This is a genomic window from Pristimantibacillus sp. Z349TD_6 (assembly GCF_056173205.1).
This window is the reverse complement of the sequence record NZ_CM149662.1, coordinates 141,897-163,432: the sequence shown is the minus strand read 5'-3', so window position 1 is coordinate 163,432 and position 21,536 is coordinate 141,897. Positions and strand designations below refer to the sequence as shown.

The window sequence follows — 21,536 nt, the reverse complement described above, 5'->3', positions numbered from 1 at the left end:
CCTTCCTTTAATGAGGAGGGCTCTTGTTCCTTTCAATAATGAACCAACCGTGATCTTTGCGCATTTTTGTCCAACTTATGATCAAAAAGTGAATTTTCTTTGAACAAAACCATAAAGTTGTGGTATAGTATGGATAAGAAAACACTTACAATTGATCGGGAGTGTTAAATATGACAACAAAAACCGCAACAATCAGCAACATTCAGCCTTCTAAATCAGATGTCAAGCGCCTCGTAAAGGCAATGACTGCCATCTCTTGGATCGTTTTATCTATTGGCGTTTTATTAAGCCTCATTAACTTAAGCCATTTCAGCGATAAAAATGTTGGACTTATGGTCGGCATCGGATTCCTAATCGGCAGCGTTCATATTTATGTTATTGGTACAGCGATCGGACTTGTTCATGCACGCCTTAACCAAGAGCAGTCGTCAAAGGATTTTAACGAGCCTCAATAATTAAAATTAACTTCATCACTCTTAACCAATAGACAGTCACATTCGGTCAATGACCAAATGGGGCTGTCTATTGGTTTGTAGTGGGACAAAACATTTTTATTTGGGTAAAGCTACTATATGCACGAACAATTCACTGTTCGAATGCTCCTAAATCTAACAGTTGTCTAAGCCGTGAACTTTCTATTACAGAATAAAGACGAATTATTGACGTAATTGTTAACCCCGCAGTTATTACCTTGTGGATCTGCTATTGTAGTCGTAAGCAGTAATTTTGAGGAGTTGAACTGATGATGAGACCGTTTCTTCGTATGCTGACACCCGCACTGATTATGCTAATGGCCGTTATGCTTTCCGGCTGCGGCGAGCAATTCATCGTGCTCGATCCGAAAGGGCCAATCGGCGAGTCTCAGAAAGATTTGATTTATTTTTCAACCATTCTGTGTGCGGTTATTATCGTGCCCGTACTTATCCTGACAGCTATTATCGTCTGGCGGTACCGTGATAGGCCCGGCAGTAAAGCTTCCTATAAGCCTAACTGGGAGCACAGTACGAAGCTAGAGATTACCTGGTGGAGCATTCCGATTGTAGCGATCCTTGTTCTTGCTATAGTCACCGTCAAATACACGTATGCGCTCGAGCCTTCCAAACCGATAGAGTCGGCTAAGGCGCCAATTACGATTCAGGTTACTTCACTTGATTGGAAATGGTTGTTTAAATATCCAGAAGAGGATATTGCGACCGTCAACTATTTGAAGATTCCTGAAGATACGCCGATTAGATTCCAGTTAACATCGGATACGGCGATGAACTCCTTCTGGGTTCCACAACTCGGCGGACAAATTTATTCCATGTCAGGGATGGCAATGACCTTATTCCTACAGGCTGATGAGCAAGGCAGCTACTATGGCTCCGGTGCTAACTTCACAGGAAAAGATTTTGCCAAAATGACATTCAAGGTGGATGCTACGTCCGAAGAGGACTATAAAGCTTGGATAAGCGAGGTTAAAGCATCGTCGCCTGAACTGACAATGGAAGGGTTCGAGAAGCTTACTGAACCAGGTCCTTCTAATGTGCAGCTGTTCTCCAGCTTCCCTGAAGGATTGTTCAATAAAATTGTAACGCAATATGTAAAAGGCGACGGCAGCGCTCACCAGCATCATGGTGGAGGCGCAACAGAGCCCGCCGCAGAAACGGATAAAGAATCCATTACAGCGGATACGTCTGCGACGCAAAAAGAAACGAAAAGCAAACCAGATTTAAATGCTCATATTCATGCGGGTCATTAACCCGCTTTCAAGCAAATGCTTAAGAGGCGAGTTTGTGCCACAAACTTTTAGGAGGACCCCTCATGTTAGACAAAATTAAAGATTTTGCGTCCGAATTTTTCGTCACAGGCGATCCGCTTATTTTAGGGGCTCAAGTATCCATCGGCCTGTCGGTTGTGGCGATTATATTCACGCTTACCTTTTTCAAAAAATGGCGCTGGCTTTGGACGGAATGGCTGACCAGCGTCGATCATAAGAAGATCGGTATTATGTATATCATCGCATCTATTCTTATGCTGTTCCGCGGCGGCGTTGATGCGCTGCTCATGCGTGTTCAGCTCGCAGCTCCTGAAGTGGAGTTTTTGCAGCCGGATCACTACAACCAAATCTTTACGACGCACGGCGTAATCATGATCTTGTTCATGGCGATGCCGCTTATGTTCGGTTTATTCAATATCGTCGTTCCACTGCAAATTGGTGCCCGCGACGTTGCATTCCCGTTCTTGAACTCCCTTAGCTTCTGGATGTTCTTCTTCGGTGCCATGCTGTTTAACGTATCTTTCATTATCGGCGGTTCACCTGATGCAGGATGGCTCGCTTATCCGCCGCTCTCTGAGCTGTCAGGAAGTCCGGGACTCGGACAGGACTTCTATATATGGGGTATTCAAATCTCAGGTATCGGTTCATTGGCTACAGGTATTAACTTTATCGTTACGATTCTAAAAATGCGCGCACCAGGCATGAAGCTCATGCAAATGCCGATGTTCGTATGGTCTGTTTTGTCGTCATGTGTAACTATTATCTTCGCATTCCCAATTTTGACTGTTACCTTGTTCCTATTGTTCATCGACCGTTATCTGGGCGCTCACTTCTTTACGCTCGACGGCGGGGGCAACCCGATGATGTATATCAACCTCATCTGGATGTGGGGACATCCTGAAGTATATATTGTTATCTTGCCTGCTTTTGGTATTTTCTCTGAAATTGTTTCGGCTTTCTCGAAGAAAAAATTGTTCGGTTATAAGTCAATGGTATTCGCGCTTATGTCGATCAGCTTCTTCTCCTTCTTTACATGGGCGCATCACTTCTTCACAATGGGTTCAGGCGCCAACGTCAATGCTTTCTTCGCTTTGACGACGATGATTATCGCAATACCGACCGGGGTTAAAATATTCAACTGGCTGTTTACGATGTATCGAGGCCGAATTAGGTTTACGACTCCGATGATGTGGACGGTAGCATTTATTCCCTGCTTCGTTGTCGGCGGGATGACCGGGGTGCTCTTGTCTGTCGCACCTGCTGACTTCCAGTTCCATAACAGTTACTTCCTGATCGCGCATTTCCATCAGGTGCTTATCGGCGGCGTCGTGTTCGGTTACTTCGCAGGCCTTTACTACTGGTGGCCAAAAATGTTCGGCTTCCGTTTGCATGAAGGTCTTGGCAAATGGGCATTCTGGTTCTGGAACATCGGATTCTATGTTTGTTTCATGCCGCAATACGCACTTGGCTTAATGGGTATGACGCGTCGTTTCAACGAATATGACTTCGATATGGGCTGGCAGCCTTTGAACGTCGTCTCTACTGTTGGAGCATTCTTGATGGGTATCGCGTTTATTTTCCAAGTATGGCAAATCGCTCACAGCATCAAGTTTTTCAAGAAAGAAAAGGATGGCGATGCATGGGATGGCCGTACGCTCGAATGGTCGATTCCGTCACCTGCGCCGCTCTATAACTTTGCTCGCTTGCCACAGGTTACTAGCCAAGACGAGTGGTGGGAAGAAAAGCAGCGCATTGCGAATGGTCAGCCTGCTAAACCACTTGCGCCGCTTGAACCGATTCATATGCCGAAAAACTCAGGTATTCCATTCATTATGTCGATCTGCTGGTTTATTGCAGGCTTCGGCTTCGTATGGGATTGGCTATGGATGGCCATACCAGGTCTAGTCGGCGTAGCCGTATGTATGCTTGTTCGTTCGTTCTCTTACGATACCGATTATTACATTCCGGTGGATGAGATTGAACGCACGGAAGCAGCGTTAAGGGGGACAAAATAATGGCACATGCAGTTTCCACTCCAGCTGGAGCGCATGGCGGACACGGCGCTGGACACGGCGGCGGTCACCATGACGATCATCACGATCAAGAATCGATGAAAATGTTCGGCTTCTGGCTGTTTCTTATAACCGACGTTATTTTGTTCGGTACGTTATTTGCAACCTATGTCGTCCTCCGTCTCAACACAGACGGCGGACCGACAGGTGCCGAATTGCTTGAGATGAACGGTATTATTATTTCGACCTTCATTCTACTGACAAGCAGCTTTACAAGCGGTATTGCCGTTCTTGAAATGAACAAAGGCAACAAGCGCGGCCTTATTCTTTGGCTCGCCATTACAGCAGTGCTCGGCGCTTCATTTATCTATCTTGAAGTAAATGAGTTCATGCATTTGGTGCACGAAGGCGCTAATATTGGAACAAGTGCCTACTGGTCAGCCTTCTTCGTTCTCGTCGGCACACACGGACTTCACGTATCGCTCGGCTTAGTCTGGATGATTGCACTAATTCTTCAGATTAGACGCCGCGGCATTACACCCGTTACGAAGCGCAAAGTAGGCATCATCAGCTTGTACTGGCATTTCTTGGACGTCGTATGGATTTTCGTATTCTCAATCGTTTATTTGATGGGGGTGATGTAGGATGGAAAACCATAACACACATTCGCAGGACGCACACGGGTCCCACGGCGGATCGATGAAGTCTTATGTGATCGGCTTCCTATTCTCCATCATTCTGACAATCATTCCGCTTGTCGTGGTAATGAATGACCTGCTCAGCAAAAAAGCTGCAACCCTGCTCATCCTTGTGACGGCGGTTCTGCAATTTGCTGTTCAGCTTATCTTCTTTATGCACATACGGGATGAGGAGAAACCTCGCTTCAACCTGATGGCGCTTATATTCGGCCTCGTTATATTGCTAACGATCGTCGCAGGTTCTGTATGGATTATGACTTACAATGCCGTTGCCGTCGCTTCATAATCGGCAATATGAATAAATATAAAGCTGTGCTAAAGTCTATCAGACTTTGGCGCAGCTTTTTTTCGTTTGTTATTTAATGCTTATAGTCAAACTCTCCCTATCTAGGGCTGCTTCATCCGTGCCATAATCATCTTATATGAATACCGAAACGAAAGATGAGGTGGGACGCCATGTCCATTACACTACGCCCCTTGCAGCTGCCAGAGGACTACGAGCAGCTTGCACAATTGCTTAATCAAGTGTGGTCAGAACCAACGACTGCTGAGAACCTGCATGATGCAGATAAGAAGCTTTATGAGATTGGACATACATGGATGGATGAGAACGGACTGCTTGCTGGATACGATCGCGAGCGGCAGGTTGCAGTAAATGAGCAAGGCGATATTGTCGGCTACGCCTGGACGTGGCGGGCGCCTTGGACAGAGCCTGGCTATTTATGCAATACGCTTGTCGTATCAGAGCCTTATCGCAAGCAGGGAATCGGCCAATTGCTATTAGCTCACATTGGTAAATGGGCTCTGAAAATCGGCGCTTCTACGCTCATTACTGAAGTATGGGACGATAATGAGGACGCGATTCAGTTTGCAAAGCGACATGCTTTTGTAATTGAACGCCATGCCTTCCAGTCCGTCCTTACACTTGGTGAACATGATGGAGCGCAACAACCGCAATTTCCAATCATGCCAGACCTTGGGGCGCTGCGCTTCCTAACGCTTGCCGATGAACCCGGTGAAGAAAGCGAACAGAAGCTGTATGAGATCTATAAAGAAACACTGGTGGACATCCCCGGTTATCTTGGCGAAGTTCCTGATTTCGTCGAATGGCGCAAATGGAATTTGAAAGTAGACGGCTATGCGCCTGAGCAAGTGATTATCGCTGCTGACGGCGACCGCTTCGTGGGGGTTACTAATGTCCTGCTTAATCCACAAACAAACGGGATGTATCATGAATATACCGGCGTAAGCAGAGCTTATCGCGGCAGGAAGATTGCTTTTGCTTTAAAACTCAAAGCGATTGAGCTTGCTCAGAAGCATCAAGCCGCATATATCCGTACAGATAATGACTCAACAAATGCACCTATTCTCAGCATTAATCGCAAGTTAGGTTATGTTCCTCTTCGCGGCTCCTATCGTGTCCTAGCTCCTCTTCAAGAGGTGTTGAGTAAGTTGCCCATCGAAGTACAGTAACGAACGACATCTCCTCATATCCCCTCTATTAAAAAAAGCAGCTTGAAGCGAGAACATCCCGCTTCAAGCTGCTTTTCCAATTCCACTACTAACGCCCCTGTTTCACGACCTCTACATCCTTCGGTACAATTAATGTCAGCTCCGGGCTGACCGTGTCTGAGATGAGGCCGCCGTTCCGGTGATCGACGGAACCAACCATGACATACATTGTTGAGCCAACAACATCAGTTTTCAGCATTTTATTGTCCAATCGCTCATACTTCTCGGATGACCAATAACGAATTTGGCCAAACAGCTTAAGCTCGCGTGTTTCCGTATGCTCAAGCGTCACGCCATCCAAGGTGTGCACAACAATCTTCTTAATATCAGCAGGCACCCCTATTTTCTTCGTTTCCACGAAGGCTGATCGCTGCGACATTTGCAGCCCTCGCTGCAGCTCATCGAATAAGCCCGTTGACATGAGCAGAGCAAGCCCTAGACTGGCGGTTCCAACCATTCCTACAAAAAAGACACTCATCCAATCATAACGAACGATAGTACGCGCACTGCTAGAAAACTTCAAGTAAAGCAGCAGCTCCGCTCCGAGCATAATGAAAACGACTGGCGCGACCCAAACAAGCATCTCGAAGGCTTCCATGTCCTGCCATAGAGAGACAGCTAATGCTGTCCCCACGAGAATCAGTGTCACGCCCATCGATAATGAGCCGACGCGCCAAGTGCGAACGCCTGATGGTTGATTGACAGACGATTCAGCCATATTTACCGTGTTGGTGTTCAATGCGAATCCTCCTCGTACTTTCTTGGCACCGGCTTATGAAGCTCTGGCGGTTTACCTTTGCTCATTACCGGAGATGCCTTGCTTCCGAAAGCTAGACGCATGCCTACAATAATCATAATAAATGCGACAACAGCCGTTGGTATCATATATTTAATTTGCATGTATTGGGAATAAAGCTCCCTTGAGAAATGAGAAGTAACCTCTACAGCTACACGATCGAGCAAGTAATAAACACCGAATCCCAGCAGCCCAAAACCAAACCAGCGCTGATAAGGGACAAGCTGCGTCAATACCGGTTCATCGGTCAGCACCTGACGCTCATAACGAGACGTCTGCTGCAGCGCATCGAAGAAAGCAAAGCACCAGAACAGCGGAAGCAGGAAAAAAAACAGCGACAAGCGCAAATTGTCCATAATATAGACGGCGAGAAGAAAACCACCCATTAGCTGCAGGCCGCGTTTTTGCAAACCTAGATACAGATGTCCTGCACCTGGAAAAATAGCTAACGCGATAGCCAGCACTTTGCTTTTACGCCCAGAGGCGATATACGATTCCATATCCTCAAATATAGCACGGTCCGCCACATGCTCCCCGCGCTGCTTGGCATGCAGCTGGCTGATTGCGTCAAACATGCTGTATATCCAAATAACAGGAAGCGCCAAAAGAAACACGAGCAGCTCTGCCCTGTGCGTTATCGTGCCTAAGAAGACGATAATCGCAAACCAGCCAATGAAGGAAATGAGGAAGGTAATGCCCCGCTGCATAAGCCCCATATTCATATGCCCTAGACCCGGAATCAGCGAGAACATGATCGTCCGCGACTTCTCGCGCTGGCGCTCCTGCTCCAAAGGAACAAAGCCTGGCGAGAAATGATCCGCAGGATGCTCGAATGGATGCTGGTTCGCAGCGCCTGACGGCAATCCCTTGCCTAGCAGCAGGAAGATGACCATATCAATCATATTAATGATTCCCGCCATCGCAGCTATAAAGAACAAAAAGATATAAACTGTATCCTCCATATACCCGCCCATTAATCCAAATAGCATACACAATCCTATCGAACCAAAGAAAGCTCCCCCGTACAAAACCGCACGTACTGGGCGACCAGCATAGGCATGTCCTACGCCAGGTAAAAAAGAAAGAAAGAACGCCGCTAACGGGCTTTTATTCATCATTGATTCATTCCCTTCTATCATCGTTTTTCATTTATCTAAATCGAGATGCTTTTAAGCCATCGAGCCACGACCCCGTTTGATCAACCATTCTGTCTGACCAAGATTCGGAATGTCCACCTGCCGCCGCTGGCGGATTTGGCCTTATATCCTGCTGTTTATTCTCATTCATATCAAGCTGAGCCAGCTTCTGTGAGAAGGAGGCAAAAGTACCGCTGGCAAGCAGCAGCAGCGTAATCGAAGCAGCTATGGTGTAATGCGTTACCGGATGCTGCAGCCATGTCCGCAGACGGCGAGGCTTCTCTTGTATAGTACTCGTCACAACATGTGGCCCGGCTTCTTCATGATCATGTTCCTGCTCCATCATCAATTGCTCCACGACACGCTTCTCTATTTGCTCCATATTAGGTAGTTGTGTCGTTAAATGCGAATCTGATCGCTGCATCTCGCCCTCAGCTGTTTCAATCGCAATGACGAACAGCTGCAAACAGAAGTCGCAAGCAGCCAAATGCTGCTCAATCGGTATACGCTCAGCCTCAACCAGTCTGTCGTTTACGTAACGGGACATTTGATCTGAAGAGATATGCTCAATCATCATTCGAAGTCCTCCTTCCGAAAATGGCGCTTCATCCAGCCTCTTGCACGGTACAGCCGGGACTCTACGCTTTTGCGTTCAAGTCCAGTTTCGGCTGCGATTTGTTCATATGACTTGTCTTCCATATAATAAGCGGTTATGACTTCACGATAGTTTTCCGGCATTTCATCAACTCGCTCTCGAATCTGCTGCCTATCCGCCTGTTCGATGGCTAATGTTTCTGCAGCAGGAGCAGACACAAGTTCTTCATGTACTCTTTCAGACATCGCTTCGCTATCCATTAGCTCCTCTGGCTTTCGTGCACGGCTGCGTTTGAAATCGATCGCTCGATTGATGGCAATACGGGTAATCCATGTTTTGAGCCCATCCAATCGACAATCCGGAAGGGAGCGATAAATTTGCAGCAGCACTTCCTGTGTAATATCCTCCGCATCATGCGGTGAACGAAGCACTGCGAAGACTGTTCTATATATATAAGGACCATATGCCTGTACAAAAGGACCAAAATGCTCGGGCCCGCCCTTCTGTACCTCTCTGATCCAATCCTCGTCTTGAATGTCGCTCCCCTCCTTCCCAATCTAATAGACGCCGGCTTGTCCCACATACCCTGCACTTGCTGCCAAAAAAGTTTTTTCTAATGCTTTAACAGCCTCTATCAACGCGGAAAACCTCATCATTCGATAGGACTAGCCTACGAACGATGAGGTTCTCATCCAAAATTCACAATAAACTCAATCTGCTGCTAATAACGCCAGCTGTTATACGTTCAAAGCTTGCTTAAGCTCATCTGGGGAGCGATCCCACCACTCAAGATTATGTTCCACAAGCAGCTTGCGAAGCGCCGATTTATCGACATCGCCAAGCTCGGACAAGTTATAGCGGCGTTTGAGTGATTGATCCAGCTTGTTCACGTGATCAGGGAGAAGCTTCCACCCGCGACGCGCCTCGGAATCAATCAGCATCTCGCATGCCGTAGCGCCCGCATAATAGGAGCCTTCTTCATTGCGGTCAACCGCTACCCATACGATCCAGCATTGACGACCGTTCGGAGTATCCTCTTTGTTAGGCGAAAACTTAATGCCACGCTCTACTTTACTCTTTGCATGCATAGCGCCAACATCGATATAAGCAACGCCATCATCAATAATAACACAGGATACCGCGCTCAAATCGATCGTTCCTGCCCCAAAACCTTTATGTTGTTTGCTGCTCACTACGTTGAGCGACAGTGATTTCTTTTCTTTCTTTACCGGCTCAGCCGGCTGTCCTTGTTCTTCCGTCATTCGTATTCACACCTTCCCCGATACAATAATTCCATTTTAGCTAATAATCATCGAAAAGCAAACATATACATGCTGTAGATGCTTGTCAACGGGAGGGAAACGTTCAATGACTCCACGCTATTTCAAACGAATTTTACTCGTAATACTCGCAGTCGCGCTGCTCGGTATATCGATGCAGCATGACTTCGGGACTGCTTGGCAATCCCAATATACTTATGCTTTCGCCCCCGCCGCTAACGCCAAGCAAGCACTAGCGCCTGCCCAAAAGTCGGTCAAGCCGCCTGCCGTGCAGGAGCCGAATACGGTCATCACACCTAAACCGCAAGAGCTGAGCAAACGTGTCGTTGAGTACCATATCAACGTGCATTTAACGAATGATGCAAAGCAGCTGAACGGTGAGCAAACCGTAACTTGGACTAACCCTGGCAAAAAAACAGTGTCCGAGCTCTATTTCCATCTGTACCCGAACGCCTTTCAATCGAGCAAAACCACGTTTATGAAAGAATCCGGCGGCAAGCTGCGCCAGGACAAAGCAACAACCAATAGCCAAGGCTATATGAACCTGCTTACGCTAGAAACACTGAACGGCGAGAGCCTTCTGCCACGTCTTCAATATGTACAACCTGACGATGACAATGCCAATGACTTTACATTGGCCAAAATCCGCTTGCCGGAGCCTATCGCTCCAGGCACCTCCGTAACGCTGCGAATGAGCTACGAGGTGAAGCTCCCAGAGGTATTCGCAAGAATGGGCTATTCCGGCAACTTCGTGATGGCTGGGCAGTGGTTTCCAAAGCTCGCTGTATATGAGACAGCCGGCATGCGCGGACGTACAGCTGAGGGCTGGAATGTCCATCAGTATCATGGCAATTCTGAGTTCTACAGCGACTTCGGCATATACAGCGTTCGGATTAATGTGCCTGAGAACTACACCGTCGCTGCTACGGGCTTCCAAACAAAGCCTATCGAGATCAAGGAAGCAACAAAGATTTACCAGTTTTATGCTGATGATATTCATGATTTTGCTTGGTCGGCCTCACCTGACTTCGTTTATGAAGAGACTGCCTACTCCGATACCGGCATTCCCGGTGTACGCATTAAGCTGTATCTTGATCCTGCGCATGCTGACCTTAAGGATCGCTACATGCATGCAGCCAAGTCCGCACTCTCAAGCTACGCCAAGTGGTATGGTGAATATCCTTACAGTACGCTGTCGATCGTCGTTCCGCCCAAAGGAGCGAACGGTGCTGGCGGCATGGAGTATCCAACACTCATAACCGCTTTCGCTGCAGAAAATGATAACCCAGGCTACGATCTTGAACGTACAGTCGTGCATGAGATTGGCCATCAATATTGGTACGGAATGGTCGCCTCTAATGAATTCGAGGAGGCATGGCTGGACGAGGGGTTTACGTCCTATGCCGAGGATAAAGTAATGGAGACGGCATACGGCTTGGAGCCGAATTTACGCATGGAAGCGAGCTATATGACCAACCCTGCTCCGCTCAAGCAGCAATCTTGGTCATACACCAGCCACTCGCAATATGCTGAGAATGTATATCTGAGGGCAAAGCTGGTGCTCATTGGCATCGAGAATCAGGTCGGCTCCAGAACGATGCAAAAAATATTGCGAACCTACTTTCAGAAGTATAAGTTCAAGCATCCATCGACAGCAGACTTCCAGCGTGTAGTCGAACAGGTAACAAAAACGAAATGGAATGATTATTTCAGCCAATATGTCTACGGCAACAAAATGGCCGACTTTTCGATCGAATCGATTCATGTACGCCCAATCACTCAAGATGGTGCTGAGATGTATGAATCTGTTGTACTCGTTAAGAAAAACGGCGGCAGCAATGGCGAGATAAAAGTGTTGATGAAGTTTACTGACGGCACCAAAATAACAAAAATTTGGGATACTCAAGAATCCCATATGCAATATAAACAGCTGCATTCCGCTCCGCTTGAATGGGCAGTCGTTGACCCAAACAACAGCAATGTGCTTGATAATAAGCTCATTAACAACTACATGCAGGCTCAGCTGCCAGAGGATAAACGCACGAGATGGAGCCTCGGCGTTGTCCAACTAATTGAAGGACTGCTCGGGTCGCTGAGCTGGTAAGTAATTGCGTTCAAGGAGCGATAATCGATGAAAATACATTTGAAGCAAGGCTGGCGGTTAGCGGTGAAACATTTTTACATTGTTGTTTTATTATTTCTTTATCAGCTGATCTGGGGGTTCTTCCTTTACCGTTTCATTGATTCGGTCGTAGCTCCGCTGCTGCGGCGATATCCAAGCTCCGCTCCTTCAGAAGCAGCCGTTCAGCTATTCATGACCGAAGCACAATTCCAGCTGTTCAAGACCGATCTCATTAATCCTTACGTCTGGACGCTGGGCGGTCTCCTAGTTGCCCGAATGCTGATCACTCCCTTATTCAATGCCGGATTATTCTATTCGTTAAATCAGACCAGATCGAATGGGGGGACACGATTTCTAGAAGGTATTCGCAAAGCTTGGAAGCCTGTAGTTCTGCTTTACTGGATCGAGGTTATTTTATCTGTGGCTCCTGCTTGGTATGTGCTGCCGCGCTCACTGGATGCGCTTCTAGAGAGCGGCTCTATTCCAGAGCTGCTGCAAACGGTGCTGCCTGGCGCCCTTCTATGGCTCCTATGGGGCACGGTGCTGCATCTGCTGTTTCTAGCCATGCAATTCAGCGCTGCATCAGGAGGAAGCATATTCCGTTCCTTATGGCACGCTCTCCGAAATTTCCTCACCTATGCAGCTGTGTCGCTCATCATGTGGGGGATCGGAGCAGCCGCTGGACTTGTAGTGACAAGCCTCTCCATGCTGTGGGCCGGGCTGTTTGCACTCATTCTGCATCAAGGCTACTATCTCATTCAAACACTGATGAAGGTTTGGACGATTGCCGCACAATATGACTTTTTGGAAACGAAAAGAATGTAGCAAACCAAAAAAAGCCTTCAGCGTCCTCTGGATGCTGAAGCCAAAATAAACCTTCATTCCACGCTTTGCTGTGGTGTGGAGGTTTTTTTTACAACTAACCGCAACTAAATGATGGCAGTTCTGTATAAATAACTGAAAGAAAATCAAAAATGGGGGATATTCACAAATGATGCGTAAAAAACTAGTTATTATATCCATGGTATTGCTCTTATCGGGCGGTTCATTGGTTGCAGCAGACAAACTATTTCAGAAGGTAACGCTCCTTTATAATAATAAGCAATCCACTGACGATGCTGTCGTTGTGGACGATAAGGTTTATATTAGTATTCGTTCTTTAAGCGACAGCCTTCAAGCCTTCGTCCAATGGAAGAGCAATGATAAGAAGCTCATTATTCAGAAGCCCAATGTGCATATGTTTCTAATGAACGAGAAGCGAGCTATGTTCGGACAGGTTGATAAAGGCAGTGTTCAGAAATTTTTAGTGCAAGCGCAAATCGATAATTTGAATATGGCGATTTCAGAGTTCAAAGTGACCATCGTTGATCCTAATGATAAGGAAACGACAATCGACAGCCGCAGCCAAGACGATGATGATTTTAAAGAGTTCGTCGAAAAAGACACCTTTTGGTTCAGCTCCAAGCTCATTTCCTACGATTTTAAAAATGCTGGGAAATACAAGGTACAGTTTTGGATGCAGCAAAAAAACAACGATCCACAGCTCATTTCAGAAAAAATCGTTACTGCAAAATAAATCTTTTTTCGATTGCCCAAAGGGGGCTGTTCTCATGAACAGCCTCCTTTGTCTATTTCTGCCGCTCTATCTGGAGCAGCAGCTAGGCTGTCTGAATCTACTCTTATTCACGAGTGATATAGATGAGATTTTTCTAATTTATGAGGAGCAAAATGGTGAAATACCGCCATTTACGGCACTTTAAGCTAGTCCTTGCGATATAGCGCCTAAAGGACAAATCGGTATATTTTACACAACATCCACATAATTAATGAAATTGACTCCATGTATTTAGTTAGAAAGCACTACTATGGCGTGTTTATATTACAGAAAGAACGGTTTAACGAAGCAAATTGTCAAAAGGTTACATGAGAATTATTAGAAATTGCCACTAAAGGCAGGAGATCATTGAAAATAATCGAATATTTCTCAAAGCAATAAAAAAACTGCCTAATTCCCTATTGGGATACGGGGGAACCACTTTGGGTGAATTGATTCCGACGTTTGAGTTTTCTTCAAACGCCCGAGGAATCATAGGGAGCCTTCAACCGAACCCCACAGCTAACCTCGTCGGCATTGGAAGGAGTTTCACAATTGAAGAAGATTACCGCATTAATCCTGGGTCTCGTTCTCGTGCTCGCTTTTCAAGCGGGAAGCGCTTTCGCTGACTCAAAATTGAACGGAATTGTTAATGATCTTATTGGCACTCCGTACAAAAGCGGCGGAACGTCGTCGAAAGGCTTTGATTGCTCCGGCTTCACGAGCTATGTGTTCGAGAAAATGGGCATTGAGCTTTCACGTACTTCTGGTTCGCAAGCAAAAGAAGGTACAAAGGTCGCTAAGGCTGACCTCATTGCGGGAGATCTTGTGTTCTTCGACACAGTTGGCGGCAATAATAGCGCCATTTCCCATGTTGGCATTTACATTGGAGATGGAAAGTTTGTACATTCATCCTCGAGCAGAGGCGTTGTAACTGACAAACTTAACTCCGAGTACTATGAGGGACGATATGTAACTGCTCGTCGTATCATGGATGCTGATTCATACCAAGCCAACGTTGACGTAAAATAGAGCAACCTAGTCCCTCTTCTTGAGGGTTGAACGGGTAGACTCATCTAGCAAAGCCGCAGTTTTTTGTCCTCTGACGACAAATGACTTGCGGCTTTGCTGTTTCATTCCAGCTGGAATGCGGCCGTTCAATGTTGCGCTTATGGAAGGAGCTATCACTGATGTATTTGTTTATTCACCGCAAGGATTTGCGTATTTCAGATTTGCGCGCTTTTGATTATTTGAAGAAAAAAGAGAAACAAGGCATTCATTTGCTAATCATAGATCCCGTTATTACAGGAGATGGCCGTTTAACTAGTCATAGCGGTCGGAATTTCATGGCGCAAGCCGCCTCACTTCTGCACAGCTATTCTAATGCAGGAAAGGAACTGCATGTGCTTTATGGTAATCCTGCTGCGATCACCGAAGCTCTGCTGCATGCGCACCCGATTGATGAGGTTATTGTTCATACAGACTACACGCCTTACTCACGGCAGCGAGATGAGCAGCTTGGGCTAACCACACGCAGCCTTGGCCGCCGCTGGATGTCTATCGCCGATTCACCTCTTGCTGATCTAGATGCTTTCCCGGCATTTGCTCGAAAAATGGAGCCATACAAGGTTTTCACACCCTTTTATCGCAAGTGGAGCAGCTTTATGCTGGAGTGCTACAGCCCAATGAGTGAAACGACGATTCATGAGCTTGCTACCTTAAGCGAAATCAATGCCAAGGTTGCGCAATCCTTCGCTTTGCCTGAATCCATTTCGTGCGCCCTAGGCGGCACGAACGTGCAAGGATCATCCAAAGGATTATCCAAGCTGGAACGGTTCGTACGAGAACGCCTTGCCTCTTATTCCGAGAGCAGGGACGCTTATGCCGATGATCATACAAGCCAGCTCGCACGTTTCCTGAATACGGGCGCCATCTCCGCTCGCCAAGCCTACGAAATGACCCAAGGGCTTCCGGGGTCTGAATCATGGGTACGGCAGCTGGCATGGCGTGACTTTTATTTATATCAAGCGATGTATCATGATGATTTCTTTCGTTACGAGCAGCTTGCTGATATGTCCAAGCTCTCAGATGCTCATCTAGAAGCATGGGCTGCAGCCGCCACCGGCATTCCAATCATTGATGCGGCCATGACGCAGCTCAATCGTACAGGTGAGCTGCCCAACCGCTTGCGAATGGTAACAGCCATGTTTTTAACTAAAAATCTGCTATGTCCCTTCACGCTTGGCGAACAATATTTCCGCCTTCACTTAAGCGATTATGACAACACGCTTAATCGCGGCGGCTGGCTGTGGTGCTCTTCACTAGGGTATGACGCAGCGCCTTACTTCCGCATCATGAATCCCGCAACTCAGTCGCAGACGCATGATCCTAGCGGCAGCTATATTAGGCGCTGGCTGCCTCATTTGAATCATCTGACAGACAAAGAGATTCATCAGCCGCAAAGCGGTGCCATCGTCGACTTGAAAGCATCGCGCGCGCGCGCCATAGAGGTATACAAAACCATTCTTAAATAGCTGAAAGCATTTTAGAATAACACGTTTAATAATAAATAAACCTCCACACCCGCTTTGAAACAGCGAATGTGGAGGTTTTTATTATAATTTCCAGTTCATTTAAGCTTTGGATCTTACGCTGTGAACTTGTTTTCTTCCGAGCAGGAGCATCGCCGCTAGCAGAAGCAGCATCAGTATAACTAAGCTGCTTATATACCATAACGTAGATTGCACGTTGTACTGATCCATTATCCAGCCAGTCACACGAGGGAAAATCGCTCCTCCAAGCCCGCCGAATGCTACAAGCAAACTCGTTGTCCTCTCCGTCATTCCCGGAATGAGCTCATTGGCATAAACAAGAGCGATACCGAATATACCCGAGAAGAACAATCCGCTAAGAGCGACAAAGGCAAGCATCCAGTTAAGCTGACCCATAACAGCCATTAAAACAAAAACGACCGAGGCGCCCGCTGTAGCAATAAGCAAGTAACGCGAATAACCCATTCGATCAGCCAGCAGCCCCGCAAATAGACGCCCTAGCACCATCGTTCCCCAGAACAAGCTGAGCACCGCTGCCGCACTGGATTCTCCTACACCTGAACGAACGATGAGAATAGAAGGCAGATAATTGGAGAAGCTCATTTCCATTCCTACATAAAGCATAAAAAATAAAGCCGATAACAAGAGAAATGGAAGTGCTTTGCGCGGATAGCCAAAAAAGAAAGATCCGCGAGTGGTTTGCAATCCTACCAACTCATTCGAATGGCCTTCCTTCACTTCCGGTGTTCGAGCAACTATACCAAGCTCATCATCCAGCTCTCCAAAGGACATCGTCAACCAGAGAACAAAGGTGATGCCTGACATCGCTGCCAGAATCGGAAAGGAAACCTGCCAAATGCTATGCTGAATCAGATAAGCCGCTGCAATTGGAATCAACAATGCGCCAACACCAAAAAAGGTTTCCAATCGGCTCATCGCCGATGCCTTGCCGTTTTTCGCCATATCAATAATCATTGCGCCGACGACCGCTTCCGTCATCCCAAAGCCAAGACCCGCAAGCGGAGCAATCGCGAGCATCCAGCCCCATGGCAGCAGCAAACTGTAGGCCGCCTCACTCAGTGTCAGTACGCCCATCGCAATCAGTACTGCGCCTCTTTTTCCAACTCTCGAAGTAATAGAAGGCGCTAACAGAACACCCACCAGGAACCCGAGGAATTGATTCATAATCCATTGCCCGCCATCTTTATAGGTTAAACCATAATGAGCAATGAGCTGTTCCAAGATAGATCCGCCCACAACATGGGCAACGCCGATGACTAAATATGACAAGCAGCCAAGCCAGATCAACTTCTTCATTTTGATGCTTCTCCTTATTTACGCGCGATCAACGCACGCCTATCTGTTATAATAAACCTATTTCATTCGACATTCGCTCTATTCAGCTACTTTTTTTCAAGCGGAGGTAAAAACAAATGACAAGCCATCAAAGCTCTATTCATTATAATCGAGATGAAGGCGATATGACCATATGCCCGCTCGAAACCGTTCATGCACAGCAACTATGCGGCTGGCGCTACGAGGCTCCATTTGATGTTTATAACTGGCCGGCTTGGGAGCAAATGAAAAAAGACGAAATCGAATTTGGCGATTCCGTCCTTCGTGCTGCCCAATATATGGCTGTCCTAGACGCTCAGTCTGCGCTCATTGGGTTCGCGCAGTTTTTTCCTTTAACAGGCGTAACGCGGCTTGGTCTTGGATTGCGGCCTGATCTTTGCGGTAAAGGCCTCGGCCTTGCCTTCACACGTCTCATTGTCGCAGAGGCAATAAGGCGCACCCCTCAAAACGAAATTGATTTGGAGGTACTTACTTGGAACACTCGTGCGATGCGCGTTTATGAACAAGCCGGCTTCCATATTACAGACACCTATGCGCGGTCTACACCCACCGGCTTTGCCGAATGCCATTGTATGGTTTATGAGCCAGCAGCTGCACATTAAAGACGCTGAGCTCCTCGCTCAGAATCCTTCAAATCCATAAGTAAAATAAGACCTGGCGCTGCTAGAACAGATACGGTTCTAATCCACGCGTGTGAATCGAGATCGGTATAGGCGCGCGAAACGATTGCACGTCGATGCTCATTGAGCTGGACGAGATTAGGAACAAAATAGGGACGCCAACACCAGTTGGCACCGCGGTATTGCTCCTCTCGCCTCCAAGCCTTGTCCGCATCGCGATAATAGTTGGATGAGAGCTGAATGCCGCTCTCATTGCACAAATAAACCCGAATGCAATGGTCATAAAGTTCGGGAAGCAGGCCCTCTATCCATTCATCCTCATGATCCAGGTAACGCGTCTCTTGAACAAGCGCAACCCACTGCTCTACCAGCTTCTCTGATTGCCGCTGCCAATAGCGTTCAGTTCCAACGAAATGCAGCAGATGCTGATCAAGCTCCGCTTCAATTAGAGATGCAAAACAAGCAGGCTCACGAAACTCCGGCTCTGCCTTTGCAAACATATAGCCTTGAACGTAACGGGCGCCTGCCTGAATTGCGCGGGCCAAATCTTCCCTTGTCTCCACTCCCTCGACGAGCAGCGAAGCTCCAATTTGCTCTGCTAAATCAGAGAAGGATCGCAGCACGCCGAAATAACCGTCATGAGTCGCGCTTTTCTTAATCATATGAATATCGATTTTGAGCAGGTTGGGCTGAATGTGAGCAATTCGATCCGTATTGCTAAAACCACTGCCTACATCATCGATTGCAATTAAACAGCCCCTTGCCCGGTATATGTCGACAACAGAACGAAGCCTATCCATGGAACCTTGGAAGCTTTCCTCCGTTATCTCTATGACAATTCGTTTCGGGTCGATTCCGTACTTATCAAGCAGCGACAACGTGTAGAGCTCGCCGATCTCCTCATACCGATAAATCCAAGACGGCTTCAAATTAATGAATAACATGGGCTGTTCTTCTTCCATTAAAGCAAGCTTCGAGAACGCCTGCTCCCGAAGTACCCGGTCCACTATAATGTGGTCCTCTTCTGGAATTTGTTCATTGCAGAAGAAAGGTCCAAGACTCCGCACGGAATCACCCTTTACAGCTCGAGCAAGCACCTCGTAACCCATAATGCGTCTTGTATCCATCGCTATAATAGGCTGATAAAACGCTGCCAATGTTTCACCATCTAATTCAAGCGCTTTCGGCAACAGCAACGATGATGAGCACTCATTCATGTCGTTCTCCTCTATGTTAGATCAATGTCAAATTATATGTCATATTGTATTGAATAACATTGTAATAGAGTCGACATTAAATGTAAAGATCCGACAAGAGCACGACTTATATGAAGTTTTATGTCGAATACTTATATCAATCTAATGATTTGTGTCACCTTATCGTCCTGTGAAACCTCTATGATGTGATGTTTGCTATTATACGTAATGACACCGCTGCCTACCTCAATGACCGGATTCTCTCCTAGCCCAAAGAAAACATCATCCGCCAAAGCCTCCATCACTTCATGCCGATCGCTTACAGGCAGCTGAGCCCATTCATCAGGTTCCATTTCAAAAAAAGTATAGCTATTCTCAATTTCAGCCACAGCTGCTGTAAAATCCTTCAATATATCTGAATATTCTCTTGCATGTCTTACGCCCATTTGCGTATACCACCTTTGCTATCGTCATTTTTTGTACATATCTCTCTACTATTCTACCGCATTTTATCATTTTTTAACGCATTCGCCTGAAATCATTCCATATACTCTAACTTCAGAATACCCATTTGTCGATAATATAAGAAGTAGAGAAATGTCGAAAATGTATTGGACGGGGTGTATGATGAAAAATTCAACAATTATTGGTTTGGTGCTAGGATTAGTCGCTGTACTTGGAGGCATGGTTTTAAAGGGAGCACACCTGTCCTCTCTTGCAAATCCAGCTGCTTTTATGATTATTATTTTGGGAACTATAGCCTCCGTCATGATCGCCTTCCCGATGTCCGAGCTATCCAAAGTCGGTAAACTATTCAAAATGGTGTTCACTGAACAAAAGCTGCCTATGCGTGATGAGCTGATTCAGCGCTTCATGGAATGGGCTTCTATTACACGTCGCGAGGGTTTGCTTGCTCTTGAAGCAAAAGTTGACGAGATTGAAGATACATTTCTTCGTAACGGCATGCGTATGATTATTGACGGAAATGACCAAGACTTTGTACGTGATGTTTTACTTGAGGATATTGCCGCAACAGAAGACCGCCACAAAGCGGGGGCACTTATTTTTACGCAAGCAGGTACATATGCCCCTACACTTGGGGTACTCGGAGCAGTTGTAGGCCTCGTTGCCGCACTTGCTGATATGAGCGATATGGGAAAACTCGCACATGCCATCGCAGGAGCTTTTATCGCAACACTTCTTGGTATCTTTACAGGTTATGTATTATGGCATCCTATTGCTAATAAACTGAAGCGCATGTCTAAGAAAGAAATTCAAATCCGTCTTATGATGGTGGAAGGCCTTCTTTCTATTCAATCCGGCGTATCAACGATCGCTATTAATCAGAAGCTATCTGTTTTCCTTACACCTACAGAAAGATTGAAGATGAGGGAAAAGGAGGAAGGCGCCGTTGAGCAGAAAGCATAGACACGAAGAACACGAGGAGCATGTGGATGAATCATGGCTCATTCCTTACGCCGATTTGCTTACCCTGCTGCTAGCACTCTTTATCGTGTTGTACTCCATGAACTCCGTCGACGTAAAGAAGTTTGAAGAAATGTCGAAAGCATTTAGTTTAGCACTTAGCACTGGCAGCGGTATTCTAACCGAAACGTCCGCAGTGAAAAGCGGCGAGGATGACGGGAAGAAGCAAAAAGAAGAAGGCGGCAAGCTTCCCGACAAGGATGTAAACAAAAATCAATCTGCTGAAGAGAAAGCTCGTGAGGAACTTATTAAGCAGGAGCAGAAGGATCTCGAGGATCTAAAGAAAAAAGTAGATGCCTATATTAAGAAAAACGGCCTGACATCTGATCTTGAGACGAAGCTAAACCTCTCACAGCTGATGATTACGATTAGCGACAACGCATTATTTGCACCGGCACAAGCAACTGTTAAGCCTGAGTCGAAGGAGCTTGCCGTTGCAATCAGCAAAATGCTGCAGCAGTACCCTGATTACGAGGTCATCGTTTCCGGCCATACCGATACAACACCAATCTCGACTTACCAATTTAAATCAAACTGGGATTTGAGCTCTATGAGGGCGATTCGTTTCTTGGACGTCTTGCTCGAAAATAAACAACTGAAACCCGAGCGCTTTAGCGCTATCGGCTACGGAGAGTATCGCCCTGTTGCCGACAACGAAACGGTTGCAGGCAAATCCAAAAACCGCCGTGTAGAGGTTTCGATCATTCATACGTACGCCGATGTCACGAATGCCCAGCAGTTAAATGTAAAAAAACCATAATAAGAAAACCTGAATCAACTCGCCCTAGGCGTGTGATTCAGGTTTTTTTGTCGGTATACTAAT

23 protein-coding genes and 1 riboswitch are annotated in these 21,536 nt (G+C 46.6%); of the genes, 15 read left to right on the top strand and 8 right to left on the bottom strand.

Annotated elements, in window-relative coordinates:
- The first annotated feature begins 170 nt into the window (after positions 1-170).
- The 6 genes from AC0VYE_RS00805 to AC0VYE_RS00780 all read left to right on the top strand — a co-directional run bounded on the left by AC0VYE_RS00805 (position 171) and on the right by AC0VYE_RS00780 (position 5,942).
- Positions 171-455 carry a hypothetical protein gene (locus AC0VYE_RS00805; protein ID WP_076271581.1) on the top strand — a complete coding sequence of 95 codons (285 nt, stop codon included), beginning with the start codon at positions 171-173 and terminating at the stop codon, positions 453-455.
- 287 nt (positions 456-742) lie between these two features.
- The gene (cyoA, locus tag AC0VYE_RS00800; RefSeq protein ID WP_372239037.1) at positions 743-1,741 is read left to right on the top strand and encodes a ubiquinol oxidase subunit II; all 999 of its coding nucleotides are present in this window, start codon (positions 743-745) and stop codon (positions 1,739-1,741) included.
- Positions 1,742-1,803: 62 nt separating this feature from the next.
- A complete protein-coding gene (locus AC0VYE_RS00795; RefSeq protein ID WP_076271580.1) occupies positions 1,804-3,774 on the top strand; it encodes a cbb3-type cytochrome c oxidase subunit I in 1,971 nt (656 codons plus the stop codon).
- A complete protein-coding gene (gene cyoC, locus AC0VYE_RS00790; RefSeq protein ID WP_076271579.1) occupies positions 3,774-4,415 on the top strand; it encodes a cytochrome o ubiquinol oxidase subunit III in 642 nt (213 codons plus the stop codon). Before AC0VYE_RS00795 ends, cyoC begins: the two co-directional genes overlap by 1 nt.
- 1 nt (position 4,416) lies before the next feature.
- Positions 4,417-4,755 (top strand): cytochrome o ubiquinol oxidase subunit IV, encoded by a 339-nt coding sequence (gene cyoD / locus AC0VYE_RS00785; protein WP_076271578.1) that lies wholly within the window; start codon positions 4,417-4,419, stop codon positions 4,753-4,755.
- A 170-nt stretch (positions 4,756-4,925) separates the two neighbouring features.
- Positions 4,926-5,942: a GNAT family N-acetyltransferase gene (locus AC0VYE_RS00780; RefSeq protein WP_475445442.1), complete on the top strand. Its 1,017-nt coding sequence runs from the start codon at positions 4,926-4,928 to the stop codon at positions 5,940-5,942.
- An 88-nt stretch (positions 5,943-6,030) separates the two neighbouring features.
- Here the strand turns inward: AC0VYE_RS00780 and AC0VYE_RS00775 are convergent, their stop codons facing one another.
- The 5 genes from AC0VYE_RS00775 to AC0VYE_RS00755 form a co-directional block, all read right to left on the bottom strand.
- Complete coding sequence (locus AC0VYE_RS00775) at positions 6,031-6,720, bottom strand: hypothetical protein (RefSeq protein WP_475445441.1); 690 nt, start codon at positions 6,718-6,720, stop codon at positions 6,031-6,033.
- Positions 6,717-7,895 carry a hypothetical protein gene (locus AC0VYE_RS00770; protein ID WP_076271575.1) on the bottom strand — a complete coding sequence of 393 codons (1,179 nt, stop codon included), beginning with the start codon at positions 7,893-7,895 and terminating at the stop codon, positions 6,717-6,719. The genes AC0VYE_RS00775 and AC0VYE_RS00770 overlap by 4 nt, the downstream gene beginning before the upstream one ends.
- A gap of 31 nt (positions 7,896-7,926) precedes the next feature.
- Positions 7,927-8,490 (bottom strand): hypothetical protein, encoded by a 564-nt coding sequence (locus tag AC0VYE_RS00765; protein WP_076271574.1) that lies wholly within the window; start codon positions 8,488-8,490, stop codon positions 7,927-7,929.
- Positions 8,487-8,939, bottom strand: coding sequence for a sigma-70 family RNA polymerase sigma factor (locus tag AC0VYE_RS00760; protein WP_475445438.1), 453 nt, complete (start codon positions 8,937-8,939; stop codon positions 8,487-8,489). Before AC0VYE_RS00760 ends, AC0VYE_RS00765 begins: the two co-directional genes overlap by 4 nt.
- A gap of 306 nt (positions 8,940-9,245) precedes the next feature.
- The gene (locus AC0VYE_RS00755) at positions 9,246-9,770 is read right to left on the bottom strand and encodes a YwhD family protein (RefSeq protein WP_076271572.1); all 525 of its coding nucleotides are present in this window, start codon (positions 9,768-9,770) and stop codon (positions 9,246-9,248) included.
- Between the two features lie 106 nt (positions 9,771-9,876).
- Here AC0VYE_RS00755 and AC0VYE_RS00750 point away from each other — a divergent pair, with 106 nt between their 5' ends.
- The 6 genes from AC0VYE_RS00750 to AC0VYE_RS00725 all read left to right on the top strand — a co-directional run bounded on the left by AC0VYE_RS00750 (position 9,877) and on the right by AC0VYE_RS00725 (position 16,038).
- Complete coding sequence (locus AC0VYE_RS00750) at positions 9,877-11,892, top strand: M1 family metallopeptidase (RefSeq protein WP_475445436.1); 2,016 nt, start codon at positions 9,877-9,879, stop codon at positions 11,890-11,892.
- A gap of 27 nt (positions 11,893-11,919) precedes the next feature.
- Positions 11,920-12,735, top strand: a complete 816-nt coding sequence (locus AC0VYE_RS00745) for a hypothetical protein (protein ID WP_076271570.1) — start codon at positions 11,920-11,922, stop codon at positions 12,733-12,735.
- A gap of 166 nt (positions 12,736-12,901) precedes the next feature.
- Entirely contained in the window at positions 12,902-13,486 is a 585-nt protein-coding gene (locus tag AC0VYE_RS00740; RefSeq protein ID WP_076271569.1) for a hypothetical protein, read from the top strand.
- Between the two features lie 34 nt (positions 13,487-13,520).
- On the top strand, positions 13,521-13,670 hold the full coding sequence (locus AC0VYE_RS00735; protein ID WP_179089944.1) for a hypothetical protein: 150 nt from the start codon (positions 13,521-13,523) through the stop codon (positions 13,668-13,670).
- Positions 13,671-13,902: 232 nt separating this feature from the next.
- Positions 13,903-14,056: riboswitch (cyclic di-AMP (ydaO/yuaA leader) on the top strand.
- Positions 14,057-14,059: 3 nt separating this feature from the next.
- Positions 14,060-14,536 carry a C40 family peptidase gene (locus tag AC0VYE_RS00730; RefSeq protein ID WP_076271568.1) on the top strand — a complete coding sequence of 159 codons (477 nt, stop codon included), beginning with the start codon at positions 14,060-14,062 and terminating at the stop codon, positions 14,534-14,536.
- Positions 14,537-14,694: 158 nt separating this feature from the next.
- Complete coding sequence (locus AC0VYE_RS00725) at positions 14,695-16,038, top strand: FAD-binding domain-containing protein (protein ID WP_475445433.1); 1,344 nt, start codon at positions 14,695-14,697, stop codon at positions 16,036-16,038.
- 99 nt (positions 16,039-16,137) lie between these two features.
- On the opposite strand, the gene AC0VYE_RS00720 is transcribed toward AC0VYE_RS00725, so the two are convergent.
- Positions 16,138-17,373, bottom strand: coding sequence for an MFS transporter (locus AC0VYE_RS00720; RefSeq protein WP_475445431.1), 1,236 nt, complete (start codon positions 17,371-17,373; stop codon positions 16,138-16,140).
- Positions 17,374-17,489: 116 nt separating this feature from the next.
- Here AC0VYE_RS00720 and AC0VYE_RS00715 point away from each other — a divergent pair, with 116 nt between their 5' ends.
- Positions 17,490-18,014: a GNAT family N-acetyltransferase gene (locus AC0VYE_RS00715; protein WP_475445429.1), complete on the top strand. Its 525-nt coding sequence runs from the start codon at positions 17,490-17,492 to the stop codon at positions 18,012-18,014.
- On the opposite strand, the gene AC0VYE_RS00710 is transcribed toward AC0VYE_RS00715, so the two are convergent.
- Both AC0VYE_RS00710 and AC0VYE_RS00705 read right to left on the bottom strand, forming a co-directional pair.
- Positions 18,011-19,249: an EAL domain-containing protein gene (locus AC0VYE_RS00710; RefSeq protein ID WP_475445427.1), complete on the bottom strand. Its 1,239-nt coding sequence runs from the start codon at positions 19,247-19,249 to the stop codon at positions 18,011-18,013. The genes AC0VYE_RS00715 and AC0VYE_RS00710 overlap by 4 nt on opposite strands.
- A gap of 131 nt (positions 19,250-19,380) precedes the next feature.
- Positions 19,381-19,674, bottom strand: a complete 294-nt coding sequence (locus AC0VYE_RS00705; protein ID WP_076271564.1) for a hypothetical protein — start codon at positions 19,672-19,674, stop codon at positions 19,381-19,383.
- Between the two features lie 181 nt (positions 19,675-19,855).
- Between AC0VYE_RS00705 and motA the strand changes: the two genes are divergently transcribed.
- Positions 19,856-20,656: a flagellar motor stator protein MotA gene (gene motA, locus AC0VYE_RS00700; RefSeq protein WP_054027115.1), complete on the top strand. Its 801-nt coding sequence runs from the start codon at positions 19,856-19,858 to the stop codon at positions 20,654-20,656.
- A complete protein-coding gene (locus tag AC0VYE_RS00695) occupies positions 20,640-21,473 on the top strand; it encodes a flagellar motor protein MotB (RefSeq protein ID WP_076271563.1) in 834 nt (277 codons plus the stop codon). Before motA ends, AC0VYE_RS00695 begins: the two co-directional genes overlap by 17 nt.
- The last annotated feature ends 63 nt before the right edge of the window (positions 21,474-21,536 follow it).

What these genes read in the sequence shown, in the direction of transcription:
- AC0VYE_RS00715 (WP_475445429.1), top strand. Translation starts at nt 17,490, where the DNA reads ATGACAAGCCATCAAAGCTCTATTCATTATAATCGAGATGAAGGCGAT.
- AC0VYE_RS00770 (WP_076271575.1), bottom strand. Translation starts at nt 7,895, where the DNA reads ATGATGAATAAAAGCCCGTTAGCGGCGTTCTTTCTTTCTTTTTTACCT.
- cyoD (WP_076271578.1), top strand. Translation starts at nt 4,417, where the DNA reads ATGGAAAACCATAACACACATTCGCAGGACGCACACGGGTCCCACGGC.
- AC0VYE_RS00805 (WP_076271581.1), top strand. Translation starts at nt 171, where the DNA reads ATGACAACAAAAACCGCAACAATCAGCAACATTCAGCCTTCTAAATCA.
- AC0VYE_RS00705 (WP_076271564.1), bottom strand. Translation starts at nt 19,674, where the DNA reads ATGGGCGTAAGACATGCAAGAGAATATTCAGATATATTGAAGGATTTT.
- cyoA (WP_372239037.1), top strand. Translation starts at nt 743, where the DNA reads ATGATGAGACCGTTTCTTCGTATGCTGACACCCGCACTGATTATGCTA.
- AC0VYE_RS00780 (WP_475445442.1), top strand. Translation starts at nt 4,926, where the DNA reads ATGTCCATTACACTACGCCCCTTGCAGCTGCCAGAGGACTACGAGCAG.
- AC0VYE_RS00735 (WP_179089944.1), top strand. Translation starts at nt 13,521, where the DNA reads ATGAACAGCCTCCTTTGTCTATTTCTGCCGCTCTATCTGGAGCAGCAG.
- AC0VYE_RS00710 (WP_475445427.1), bottom strand. Translation starts at nt 19,249, where the DNA reads ATGAATGAGTGCTCATCATCGTTGCTGTTGCCGAAAGCGCTTGAATTA.
- motA (WP_054027115.1), top strand. Translation starts at nt 19,856, where the DNA reads ATGAAAAATTCAACAATTATTGGTTTGGTGCTAGGATTAGTCGCTGTA.
- cyoC (WP_076271579.1), top strand. Translation starts at nt 3,774, where the DNA reads ATGGCACATGCAGTTTCCACTCCAGCTGGAGCGCATGGCGGACACGGC.
- AC0VYE_RS00745 (WP_076271570.1), top strand. Translation starts at nt 11,920, where the DNA reads ATGAAAATACATTTGAAGCAAGGCTGGCGGTTAGCGGTGAAACATTTT.
- AC0VYE_RS00765 (WP_076271574.1), bottom strand. Translation starts at nt 8,490, where the DNA reads ATGATGATTGAGCATATCTCTTCAGATCAAATGTCCCGTTACGTAAAC.
- AC0VYE_RS00740 (WP_076271569.1), top strand. Translation starts at nt 12,902, where the DNA reads ATGATGCGTAAAAAACTAGTTATTATATCCATGGTATTGCTCTTATCG.
- AC0VYE_RS00720 (WP_475445431.1), bottom strand. Translation starts at nt 17,373, where the DNA reads ATGAAGAAGTTGATCTGGCTTGGCTGCTTGTCATATTTAGTCATCGGC.
- AC0VYE_RS00750 (WP_475445436.1), top strand. Translation starts at nt 9,877, where the DNA reads ATGACTCCACGCTATTTCAAACGAATTTTACTCGTAATACTCGCAGTC.
- AC0VYE_RS00795 (WP_076271580.1), top strand. Translation starts at nt 1,804, where the DNA reads ATGTTAGACAAAATTAAAGATTTTGCGTCCGAATTTTTCGTCACAGGC.
- AC0VYE_RS00755 (WP_076271572.1), bottom strand. Translation starts at nt 9,770, where the DNA reads ATGACGGAAGAACAAGGACAGCCGGCTGAGCCGGTAAAGAAAGAAAAG.
- AC0VYE_RS00725 (WP_475445433.1), top strand. Translation starts at nt 14,695, where the DNA reads ATGTATTTGTTTATTCACCGCAAGGATTTGCGTATTTCAGATTTGCGC.